11 protein-coding genes and 2 pseudogenes are annotated in these 11060 nt (G+C 63.9%); 3 read left to right on the forward strand and 10 right to left on the reverse strand.

Annotated features, from left to right (window positions below; all coding sequences use genetic code 11):
• The 8 genes and pseudogenes from JOZ79_RS12790 to JOZ79_RS12825 all read right to left on the reverse strand — a co-directional run.
• Nucleotides 1-300: pseudogene (locus JOZ79_RS12790) on the reverse strand (MFS transporter); the annotation flags it as partial.
• A 94-nt stretch (nucleotides 301-394) separates the two neighbouring features.
• The gene (locus JOZ79_RS12795) at nucleotides 395-1573 is read right to left on the reverse strand and encodes an FAD-dependent monooxygenase (RefSeq protein WP_294074822.1); all 1179 of its coding nucleotides are present in this window, start codon (nucleotides 1571-1573) and stop codon (nucleotides 395-397) included.
• Between the two features lie 8 nt (nucleotides 1574-1581).
• The gene (locus JOZ79_RS12800) at nucleotides 1582-2403 is read right to left on the reverse strand and encodes an Asp/Glu racemase (RefSeq protein WP_294074824.1); all 822 of its coding nucleotides are present in this window, start codon (nucleotides 2401-2403) and stop codon (nucleotides 1582-1584) included.
• Between the two features lie 25 nt (nucleotides 2404-2428).
• Nucleotides 2429-2899: an acyl-CoA thioesterase gene (locus JOZ79_RS12805; protein ID WP_294074827.1), complete on the reverse strand. Its 471-nt coding sequence runs from the start codon at nucleotides 2897-2899 to the stop codon at nucleotides 2429-2431.
• Nucleotides 2896-4587: an AMP-binding protein gene (locus JOZ79_RS12810; protein ID WP_294074829.1), complete on the reverse strand. Its 1692-nt coding sequence runs from the start codon at nucleotides 4585-4587 to the stop codon at nucleotides 2896-2898. The genes JOZ79_RS12805 and JOZ79_RS12810 overlap by 4 nt, the downstream gene beginning before the upstream one ends.
• A 44-nt stretch (nucleotides 4588-4631) precedes the next feature.
• The gene (locus JOZ79_RS12815) at nucleotides 4632-5924 is read right to left on the reverse strand and encodes a hypothetical protein (protein WP_294074831.1); all 1293 of its coding nucleotides are present in this window, start codon (nucleotides 5922-5924) and stop codon (nucleotides 4632-4634) included.
• A 78-nt stretch (nucleotides 5925-6002) separates the two neighbouring features.
• A complete protein-coding gene (locus JOZ79_RS12820) occupies nucleotides 6003-6275 on the reverse strand; it encodes a hypothetical protein (RefSeq protein ID WP_294074833.1) in 273 nt (90 codons plus the stop codon).
• Between the two features lie 19 nt (nucleotides 6276-6294).
• Nucleotides 6295-6909, reverse strand: a complete 615-nt coding sequence (locus tag JOZ79_RS12825; protein WP_294074836.1) for a VOC family protein — start codon at nucleotides 6907-6909, stop codon at nucleotides 6295-6297.
• Between the two features lie 235 nt (nucleotides 6910-7144).
• On the opposite strand from JOZ79_RS12825, the gene JOZ79_RS12830 reads away from it, so the two are divergent.
• Nucleotides 7145-7816, forward strand: coding sequence for a TetR/AcrR family transcriptional regulator (locus tag JOZ79_RS12830; protein WP_294074839.1), 672 nt, complete (start codon nucleotides 7145-7147; stop codon nucleotides 7814-7816).
• A gap of 315 nt (nucleotides 7817-8131) precedes the next feature.
• Here JOZ79_RS12830 and JOZ79_RS12835 read toward each other — a convergent pair whose 3' ends face one another.
• A complete protein-coding gene (locus tag JOZ79_RS12835) occupies nucleotides 8132-8872 on the reverse strand; it encodes an SDR family NAD(P)-dependent oxidoreductase (protein ID WP_294074841.1) in 741 nt (246 codons plus the stop codon).
• Between the two features lie 132 nt (nucleotides 8873-9004).
• On the opposite strand from JOZ79_RS12835, the gene JOZ79_RS12840 reads away from it, so the two are divergent.
• Nucleotides 9005-9202, forward strand: a complete 198-nt coding sequence (locus tag JOZ79_RS12840; RefSeq protein ID WP_294074843.1) for a hypothetical protein — start codon at nucleotides 9005-9007, stop codon at nucleotides 9200-9202.
• 637 nt (nucleotides 9203-9839) lie between these two features.
• Nucleotides 9840-10634 carry a glucose 1-dehydrogenase gene (locus JOZ79_RS12845; protein ID WP_294074846.1) on the forward strand — a complete coding sequence of 265 codons (795 nt, stop codon included), beginning with the start codon at nucleotides 9840-9842 and terminating at the stop codon, nucleotides 10632-10634.
• A gap of 53 nt (nucleotides 10635-10687) precedes the next feature.
• On the opposite strand, the pseudogene JOZ79_RS14170 reads toward JOZ79_RS12845, so the two are convergent.
• Nucleotides 10688-11060, reverse strand: a pseudogene (locus JOZ79_RS14170) (acyl-CoA thioesterase II); the annotation flags it as partial.

The following is an 11060-nucleotide window of genomic DNA, read 5'->3' on the forward strand; positions in this document are numbered from 1 at the left end:
CGCGAGCATGCAGATCGACAGGAAGACCAATGCCGCGATCAGGACCTGCTTGCGGCCGACTAGGTCGGCCTCGAAACTCAGCGCAAGCGAAACAATGGTGATGTCGTGCAGGCCGGCGCCAAACACCGGACCGAGCTCGGCCTTCTGTATGCCCCAGTCCCTGACGAGGGCCGGAGCAATGTACCCCATGGCCTGCACGTCGAACCCGTCGACGACCATGCATAGGGCGCAGAGCGCCACGACCAGCACCTGCGTCGGTCCGAGGCGGGCACGGTCGATCAGATCGGAGACGTTCAGCACGGAGTCCTTCCTTCGTGACTTCTTCGGCGATCCTCAGCTTGCCGGTCTGCGACCGCGCTGCTCGGGAACAGTCAGGCGTGGGGTGGCAACCAAGTCAGGCAGCGGCCTGGCTGGCGGCCTCGTAGGCAGCGATGAACCGCGGATCCCGCTCACGCAGCGCGTCGTGGCTGACACGGCCGGTGCGGCGCATGTAGTCGTAGGCGAACATGACGGGGTCCAGGTGCATCTTCCGCGAGACGTTCTCGTACCAGTCGAGGCTCTTGTCCGCGGCGCTCTGGAAGTTTGACGTCGCCGGCCTGCGGACGGCCTCGTAGTACCGGAAGGCGGCCGCCACGTCGTTCCCGTTCTGGACCAGACCATCGTGCAGCGCGATCGCGTCCTGCAGCGCCATGCGCGTTCCCGACCCCAGCGAAAAGTGCACGGAACGGCAGGCGTCACCTAACAAAACGATGTTCCTGTGCGTCCAATTCTCGTTGCGCACGATGCTGGCCTGGAACCACGGCGACCGGTTCGACAGGAGCTCGTTGCTGCCGAGCTCGGGGCGGAACACCTCCCCGCAGAAATGGCGACTCTCCTCTTCGGACTTGCGGTCCAGCCCGGCGCGCTGCCACGTCTCGGGATCGACCTCGACCAGGAACGTGCTGAGGTCCCGGCTATACTGGTAGGAATGCGCGATGAAGATGCCGTGCTGCGTCTCGCGGAAGATCAGCGATACGGGGTGGAAGAGCTGGTGCGTCCCGTACCAGGCGAACTTGTTTCGGCGCTGCTCGACGGAGGGCCGGAATGCCTCCGCGTACAGGCTGCGGACGTGGCTGTTGGCGCCGTCGGCGGCGACGATGATGTCGGCGCCGGAGAGGGCCGACAGGTCCGTGATGCGCTGCTCGAAGCACAGGTCCACGCCGATCCGGCGGCAAGCGCCCTGCAGAATGTTCAGCAGGTCGATCCGCGCCGTCCGGGAGAAGTGGTTGTTGCCAAGCTGGACGTGGACGCCCTTGTGAACGACCTCCATGTAGTCGCAGCGCTCGTGACGCGCGGTGAACTCTTTGTAGAACTCCTCGTCGGCCTCGCGCAGGAAGGATAGCGCGATGTCCGAGAACACCACCCCCCAGCCGTAGGTCGCGCCGGCCGCATTCTGCTCGTACACGGTGAGGTGGTGGCTGGGGTCGTGCTTCTTCATGAGGTAGGCGAAGTAGAGACCGCCAGGTCCGCCGCCGATCACTGCAATCTTCATCGTCGTTCCCCGATTTGCATGGTGGCCAAGCTTGCCGATCATCTCTGCTGTCAGCCGTCCGCGTGGGCGGCCGCGACCGCGAGTTCGCCGGTCACGGGCGCGGGATCACGCTCGCCAGGATAGCGGCCGGAGAGTAGCGCGCCGGCCTTGGGCAAGACGGCTTCGAGCGCGAGCTTGTCGAGCATCCGGCGGGTGGTGCAGACCGAAGTCGACGTGACCGGGAGCCCGAGCCGGTCTTCCACGGCCTGGATCGACGGCAGCGACTGCATCTGGACGCAGGCGGACAGCACGACGGCGTCCGCGTTTGCGGTGTTCAGCCGCTTCACGTCCTCCAGCAGCAGCGCCGGGTCGCGCCGGCCGACTTCGAGGTTGTCGGGGATCTCGAACGAGACCGCGTCGATTACCTCGATGCCCTCGTTTTCGATGTATTTCACGACCAGGTCGGTGAGCGCACACACGTAGGGCGCCAGCAGTGAGACCTTCTTGGCGCCCATGATCTTCAGCCCTTCGACCAGCGCGCCTGCCGAGGTCATGACCGGAGCGTCGCAATGGTTCTCTCGGGCGATGCGCGTCAGCTCGTTCTCGACCTCGCGGTGGTAGCCGAGACCCATCGCCATGATCGCGACCAGGCAGGCGGTGCTCATGACGTCGACGCGGGCGTCGGCCAGTTCGGCGGCGCAGCGGAGGCCTTCGCGGTTCATCGCCTCCAGCTCCTCCCGCGTCACCTTGTGCATCCGCATCCGGCTCGAGTGGAACGTGAACCGCTCGGGACGGATGGCCTCCCGCGCGCGGAGCGTCGCCGGGATCTCGGTCTCCATCGTCGTGTTCGAGCTCGGCACGATCTGGCCGATGCGGTAAGTGCTCTGACCCATGCGTTCCTCCTTCTTCCGATAGCAGCTAGGTTGCCGCAGGCACGGCGCGGCACGTGTCTCGGTGCCGCTCCAAGGCGGTCCGGAACGGGACCGGGATGTCGACTGCGCGGCGCTCGTCTCGGGCTATGCACACGGGTGTAAGCATGGCGCGGAACACATCCTCGCCGACCGTGGCCATGCGACCCATAACCTCCAGTACGTAAGTACGGGAACGGATTTCGTGAACCGATACGGTCATTTCGAACACCTCGTCCGGCCAGAGCGCCCGGCGGAAGTCGAACTCCAGGGCGCGCGTCGGAGTCCGAAAGCCGTGCGCCCGCTTGAAGTCAGCCGACCGGGCGCCGAGCAGGTGGTTGTAGAACAGGTTCGCTGCCGAGATGACGTACTCGCCGAACGTGACCGTGTAGACGACACCTGCCGGGTCGCAGTCACCCCATTTGACCGTGCGCCGGACGATGAAGGGAGCCTCGCTCACCACGCTCTCGGTGGCGGTCATTGCTGCACGCCTTCGAGGCGGGATCGCTCGCTTTCCTCACGCCTCAGCATGTCGGCGACCATCGCTCGCAGCGCCGGCTTGTCGAGCTTGCCGACGCGCGTCACTGGGAAGGAGTCGACGACCTCGATCCGCTCGGGGCACTTGAACTTCGCCAGCCCCTGCTCCACCAGGAACCGAACCAACTCGGGCAGCGTGGGAGCGTCCTGCCCGGGTCGCAGGACCAGGAAGACGCAGCCCTTTTCGCCATAGATCGGGTCCGGCATGGCGACGAGCTTGGCGTCCGAAACGGCGGGATGCTGGCTGACGAAGGCTTCTACCTCCTCGCAGCCGATCTTCTCGCCGCCGCGGTTGATGTTGTCCCGTAGCCGGCCTCGGAAGGCGTAGTACGTGCGGCCCTCGATGACTTCGGCGACCATCATGTCGCCGGTGCGAAAGAAGCCGTCCGAGGTGAAGGCCGTCGCGTTCGCCTCCGGTGCGCCGAAGTAGCCACGCAAGCTGGACGGGCCGCGAAAGCAGAGCTCTCCCATCTCGCCCGGTTCCACTGGCGTTTCCGAGGCGGGATCGAGCAAGCGGATCTCGTCCAGCGGACAGCCCGAGGCGCCCTGCGTATAGTGGCGGGCCGCAGCCGGCGCCTCAGGCGGGTTGCAGAGCAGCAGCCCCTCCGTCGTGCCGTAGAGGTTGGCGCAGGGCACACGAATATGCGCCTCTAGGCTGTCCGCGCGGCTCATGGTCGCGAACAGGCGGAGGGAGGAGAGGTCGTGGTCTTTCGTGCCCTCGTAGGCGATGATCTGTGGCGAGACCGGCCCAATCGAGATTGCGTGGGTCACCCGCTGCTCCTCGATCAACTCCAGCATGCGGCGGATGTCGACCTTCGGCATCAGGACCGTCGTCATGCCGGTGAGGACGACGGAGATCAGCGCATAGAGCTGGCCGGCATTGTGGATGATCGGCAGGGTCCAGATCAGCTTGCTGTCCGGCGTCATGCCGTATTGCCGTAAGCAGGCTTTGGTGTGGCCGAGATACTCGGCGTGGAAGCGGGGGATGATCTTAGGGATCCCGGTCGTTCCACCGGAAAGCTGGAAGCTCAACACGTCCCCCGAGCCGATCTGCACATCGCGCAGCCGTGCGCGGGCGACATCGAGCGGCGTACGCGCGATGAGCTCTTCCATCGCCTGACTTGCGCGCGCCTGCCGGGCTCGGGCGATGACCAGCAATTCGAGGCTGTCGTGTGCGCCGATCATCGCCTCGGCGAAGGCGACGAGGTCGAAGCTGCCAGGGTCACCCTGGACGAAGTAGCCGCGCGCCTGCGACAGCTTGACGAGCTGGTTGATCTCGACTTCGCGGTATTGTGGGACCGCGCAGACGGGCACCAGCCCGATTTTGTAGCTGGCGAGGAGCGCGATCACTGTCTCGATCGTGGTGCCCATCTGGAAAATTGCCCGGTCACCAGGCCGAAAGCCGATATCCAGAAGGGCGGCGCCCAGCCGATCCGTCTGCTCGTTCAGTTCGCTGAACGTTACAGTCCGCTCGTCGCTGACGAACGCATTCTTACCCGGAAAGCGCTCGGTGGTCGTCGCCAGCGCCTGGCCGACGGTCATGTCGATCCAACCACCGTCGCGGACGTAGTTGGCGGCGAGCTCGGGATCGCAATACGTCACGCCCTCGATGGGGTGCAGGATGCCGGGCACGAGACTGTTCCCTCCGTTAGGGGTTTTGGACGCTAAAGCAGTGGTCAGTTCGGAAATTTTTCGCCGAGCCAGCCCCGGATCGTCCGTCCGGCGATGTACCGACCCGGCTCCTCCTCCGCCTCGAGAGCACGGCCGTGGTGGTCGCCGCGGATGCGGACATGCCGTTTGTCCGGGGTGCCGATGCTCTCGTAGATGTCACGCAGCGTCGCCGGGAAGGTGGATACGTCGCCCGTGTATTCGACGAGCAGGGCCGGGACCTGGATCGAGGGTGCCGTCTTATGCAGGGCCGCATTCGAGGACAGGCCAGACCAAGTCGAAAGCCAGGCTTCGGGGGTGCAGAACCGAGCGAACCCGACGGCGCCGTAGTTCGACGTCAATGGGTCGCGACCCCAGAGCGTGCCGTATTTGCGGTCGGATGGATCAATCGACAGGTCGAAGCAGCGCGGATCGGCGTCTGTGCGCCAAACGGACATTACCCCGGTGTATGCGCCCTGTCGGCGGAGATCCGCATTACCCGTCTCCTTGCCCTTCCGCCGAGCATGGAGCCGCCGCTCGATCATGCTCCGCGCCACCTCGTCCAGGCGGCCCACACGCGCACGCTGGGCTGCGCGATACCGCTCGAGGAAGTCGGGCGCGTACTGCGAAGTCGCTGGTGGCTCGGAGAAGCCGTTGACCGGGTTCAGCGGGTCGAGGCTGGGATCGACCGACAACGGATCGGCCTCGTCAACGACGGAGGGATCGATGCAGCCCATCAGCAGCATGCCTTGGCCGGGATGCGGCGCGACCAGTACCATGCCGTCGATAGCGGGCATGGCGAGTTGGGCCAGCCGCGTCGGGCGGCCGCCCGGAGTCTTGGCGATCCGCTCCACCGAAGGCAGCGACGCTTGCTGATTGTAGAAGCAGTAGAGGCTGGCGCCGCCGGAATTGCCGAGCAGCACGACATTGCGGAAGTTGCCCTGCTCGCGCAGGAAGTTCAGGCCGGCTGCCACGTCGAACAGGGCCGTCTCGTGCTCGAGACGGAGGTCGTTGCCGACTGAGCGCGGTGATTGCGACCATGCGGCGCAGCCCGCGGCGAGCACGTCCGGTACGAGGTAATGGCAGGCCATGAACTCGCGCGGATGCATCACGCAGACAACGGTATCGGCCGCCTTGCCGGGAGGCAGGTACAGCGACCCGGTGGTCGCAGCCCCATCGGCCGTCCGAAGCACGACGTTGCGGGTAACCGTCCCGGCCGGCACGTCGCGCGGGCTCCAGTCGGTGTTGAGGAAGCCGGCTGTCGCCTCTGACTGCGCCGCCTCGGCGCGCGGACGCGCGTCTCCGGTGAGCGTGCTGCTCATAAAAATCCCTCCCTACCGGGTTGAAGCCCGGCGCTGATGTTCGGCTGGGCGGCTGCGTGCAGCCCCCGGATGTTGGTGCTATTCCGACGAGGCGGTCCCGTTTGGCCACGGACCGATCCAGAACTGGTCCTTGTCGATCACCAACTCCTTGCCGTCGTAGCCGGCGGTGAAGGCGCCGAACCACAAAGCTTCCGTCAGTCCGGTGTCGGCGCGCTTGATGCGGAGCTGTCCTTCGGTGGACACGCGGTAGTAGCCGGCTGCAGGGCCAACCACGTTGAACTCACCGTTCTTGAGTGCGACGTCGACCAGCGGCTTGAACTCGGGGACGTCAAGAACATAAAGGCTGGGCATTGCGTTTCCTCCCTCGATCTCAGGCCGCGTGCGACGCTTCGTCCATCCGGGCCTGGACGAGTTCCGCCTTGCGCTTCCACATGGCGTCGATGGAGTTCCAGCTGCCCGCCGTCTCGAGTTCCATGGCCGCCTGCACAGTCAGCGCGGCATCGGATGCGTCGATCCGGTCCAGCTTGCGCAAAGGCAAGGTGATCTCGATCGGGTAGAAGTTGGGGTCACGGAAGTAGATCGATTCGATCGTCTCGTGCCGAACCTCGTCGCTAACCTGCACGCCGAAGGAGCGCAGCCGCTCCTTCCAGGCTGCCAGGTCCTCCGGGGTCTCCACGGCCCAGGCTGTGTGGTTCGCCATAGACATGTAGCCGCGCGGCACCTTCAGGTTCTCCGGCTGCTCGGTGCCGATGTAGTAGAAGAAGGCGATCGAGCTGCCGTTGCCGCTGTCGAAAAAGATGTGCAGGAAGTCGGCGTGCTGCTCCTTCTCGCGCCCCCAGCCCTTGGCCGTGATCGCGTGGATGAGAGGCAATCCCATCACGTCGCGGTAGAACTCGACCGTCTCTTTCAGCTTCCAAGTCGGGTGCGCCGTGTGGTCGACGCCGGCAAGCCTGGGCGAGAGCGGGGTCAGTTTCGGGGTAACCATCGGCGCATCCCTCCGTCTTACGTGTTCGTCAGGTATTTATACATCTGTGTCAGGGTTGTCAACGCTGGTGTAGAATTTTTGTCGCTTTTGTGAGGATGCTGCGTTCGGACGACATGAGACAGCAACCGAGATGGGAAATTCAGAGGTGAAGAGCGCGCGCGAGGGGGATGTAAGCGGCGAGTCCGTTCGGAAATCAGGAACGGACGAGCCGCGCCGGTCAGCGTCCAAGAACGGGATGAAGGAGCCGATCGTAGCGGCTGCTGCAGCGCTCTTCCGGGAGCGGGGCTTTGCGGCGACCAGCATGCAGGAGATCGCCGACGCCGTTGGTCTTACGCGGCCAGCGTTATACTATCATTTCCGCAATAAAGAGGAAATTCTCGAAAGCCTTGTCGAAGAGATCACGCTGAAGAGCATCCGCAAGACGCTGCTGATCGATGCCGCGCATTCGACGGACCCGGGTGAGAAGCTGCGGACCATCGTGACCGCTTACGCGCTCTGGATCCTGCGGCACCCCCAGCATTTCGCCGTGTTGAGTCGCGACGAGCAGGACCTTCCGCAGCGTGCCCGAGACATTCAGCGCCAAGGAAGGCGCGAACTGCTGCAAGCCTTCTCGCATGTGATCCGCGCCGGGATCGACGCGGGTCGGTTCCGTGTCGTGGACCCGACCGTGACAACTCTCTCGATCTTTGGAATGTGCAACTGGACCATACAGTGGTTCAAACCCGAGGGCCGGTTAAGTGAGGAACAGGTGGCGAAGGACATCGCGGATCTGGCCGTGTCGATGATCCAGCGACCTTTGTTGAGCAAGGAAGCTACCCACGACGATGTCCGGTCCTGGCTGGCGGTTCTGAAGGACGACATCTCTCACTTAGAGCACTCGCTGCTCAGGACCGCTAAATCCGGCTGAGCCTCGCGAACGCGGACCGATACCTTCCGAAGGATCGAGTTACTGTGAATGATAACGTCCTGCATCACGGTGGCTCCATGCGTTGCGTATGTCTGCAACTTTCGGAACATCCCGGGCGTCCCTGATACAGGGTCTGCCAGCGCCGACCTGGTGCGACCGTTGGGTGGATGACGCGGCACGACGCAGTAGACCTTCGTCGGCGTTGAAGTTGGCGGCTTGTTCGAATGATTGCGTCATGTCAGGCGCAGCACGGCGGAGCTTTGCTGGTGAGCGGTTCTGCGGCTGTATTCGGGACCCAACAAGTGCGACCGGGCCCTACGGCATGTAGCTGCCCCCGCCGACGTCGACTGTCGCGCCGGTCAGGTAGGCTGCCGCATCCGATGCAAGGAAGTTCACGACTTCCGCCACATCTTCCGGCTCGCCCAAGCGGCCCAGCGGGATCCGGGCAAGGAAGGCTTCGTTCAGGCCGGGTGCGGCGCCGGCGACCATGTCGCTCCGGATCCGCCCGGGAGCGACGCTGTTGACGGTGACGCCGTATGGCCCGAGCTCGGCGGCCAGGTTGCGGGCGAACCCGATCAAGCCGGCCTTTGAGGCCCCGTAGTAGGCGCCGGTGATGCTGCTCGGCATGCGTGCGGCCTGGCTCGTCACCATCACGATCCGACCCCAGCCACGCCGCTTGAGCACGGGGATCGCGGCGCGGGAGAGCAGGAACGGGCCGGTCAGGTTGACGTCCAGCACACGGCGCCATTCCTCGAGAGGCGTGTCCTCGACCATGCGCTTGCGGCCGTTCACCTTCGGCGAGATTCCGGCGTTGTTCACCAGCACGCCTAAGTTGGGCCACCACTCACCAAGCATCTCCGGCAGCGCGCCCACTGCCGCCTCGTCGGCGACGTCCAGGCGAATGGCCCGTGTCCGCTGCCCGTCCGCGGCGATTGAGGCCGCCGTCTCGCCGACGAGGTCGAGCACATCCGCGAGCACGACCGGATGCCCGGCCGAAGCCAGCCGCCGGGCGATCGCGGCGCCGAGGCCACGCGCCGCGCCGGTCACGAGGGCCACACGGTCAGCATTACTCATGGCCGGAAGATAGCCACTTTCTAACCAAAGGGCACTCCTCCCGGCTGAGTGGCCGGCCGGTCTGGTCAGCGCGATGGCTGCGGATCACGCGCGCGACGGCAGTCAGTCCCAGGGATGTCGAGCCTCCACTCGGGCCTTAGTCCCGATCCATTGCATGCAGGAGGCGGCGGTGCTGGCGGCGAGGTAGAGGCCGGGCTGCGCGGCATCGACGCCGGTGACGAAGTCGCGCTTCATGGCTTCGAGCTGGAGAGCGGATTGGGCGAGGTCGGCTTTCGCGGCTTGCAGGGCGATTTCGAATTGGCGGTCGTCTAGACGGAAGAGGAGTCGCCCTGATGGACGAGCTGGCCTTCATGGACGGGAACGTCGGACGCGGATGTGGCGCGGAGCGCGTCATCTTGGAGAAGACGCCTTCGAACAGGTTGGCATCGGGCGGCTCCAGAGAGCGTTTGCAAAAGCGCCCCTGCAAGAGTGTCGTTTGCTGCAAACGGTGTCGCTGTGAAGTTTTGCTTCAGGCTGCATGCGGAATTAGGCCCCTGCCTGCAAGCGTCTCGGTGACATAGAGTGCGAATGCCCACGACCTAACGCCATCTGATTGGAGGTCCGATCGAGCAATCAAGAGACGTTCTGTCCTCCTCGGGATGAGCGCGGCGCCCTGCCGGGCCAAGCCGCCGACGTTGGGACCTGCGTCGACCCCGCTCTGCGCGGCTACGACGGTTCGTCCGCGGCCGCTGACAACGACGCCCACATTATCGAGCAAGTCGGTGGCAGACATGACGGGAGCTCCATGACGACATCGCGGCGAGTGTGCGACTTGGTTGGCCCTAACTGGTGCAGTGTCGCCGTCCGTGCCCTCAGCCCGTCGCGACCGCGCACTTAGGTCATCGCCTCCCTGCTGCCATTGACCCGTCCGGATCAACGTAGGCTAACCATCTTCCGTAGGAGCGCGTTAATGAAACGACTTGAGAGTAAAGTTGCATTGGTCACTGGCGCTGCGGGCGGTATCGGTGGAGCGACAGCAAAATACATAGCGCAAGAAGGTGCGTGCGTAGTAGTCGCCGACATTCATGATGACGCTGGCGAAGCAGTCGCCGCAGAAATAACTCGCGACGGAGGTAATGCTTTCTTCGTCCATTTAGATGTAACCCGAGAAGAAGAATGGGCCGCCGCTATAGGGGCGGCTGTCAGTCGCTATGGAGGTCTCGATGTGCTCGTCAACAACGCCGGTCTCTACTTAGCTAAGGGATGCGAAGAAGCGTCCCTTTTGGATTGGCAGAATATTTGCTCAGTCAATCTCACGGGAACCGTGATAGGTACCAAGCTTGCGCTCGCTGCGCTGCGAGAGCGAGCAAAGACCAGCCCTCAAGGTAGCGTAATTATAAACATGTCTTCGATAGCGGGCCTCAGAGGCTCGTCCATAGATCCTTTATACTCAATGACCAAAGGCGGAATCACAACGTTTACCAAGTCTATAGCAATTGAGTTCGGCAATAAGGGGTATCGCATCAGGGTCAATTCTGTGCATCCCCATGCCGTGGAAACGGAGATGGCCATGCAGTATCGCAGGACCGGCACGGATGATCCAGCGGCCGTTGAGACAGCTCGGCAGGCCATCGCGACGTCGCTTCCGATTAAGCGTGTCGCGACACCGGTAGACATCGCGGCGGCGGTGGTATTCCTAGCCTCGGACGAAGCGGGGTTCATGACCGGGTCAAGCTTGGTCATCGATGGCGGCGCGACCGCTTAGTCGCGGGACCAACACCCCTCCGTGGAGTGTGCTCGCGTGACCTGGTCCGTCCATCAAATGGCCGGGAACCGCAGTAAGCCCTCCTGGAGGACCGTTGCGATCAGAACACCTTCAGACCCATAGATGCTGCCACGAGCGAGGCCAAGGGCGTTCTGTGAACTCGGACTGTCCTGCGAATACAACAGCCAATTGTCAAGCGGGCAAGGGCGGTGGAACCACATCACATGGCTGATGCTGCTCGACTGGACACCAGGATTTGTTAGCGCGCCTCCGTGAGCGAACGTTGCCACCCCGAGTAGGGTGATGTCGCTCATGAAGGCCAAAACTGCCGCATTTCGCACACGATCCAATGGCAGCGTAGATTTTGGTCGCATCCACACCTGCTGGACCGGCCTGCGCGGGGCTTGGCTTACGTAGTGACCAAGG

Source organism: Sphingomonas sp. (assembly GCF_019242355.1).
In the GTDB taxonomy this organism is placed as follows: Bacteria; Pseudomonadota; Alphaproteobacteria; order Sphingomonadales; family Sphingomonadaceae; genus Sphingomicrobium.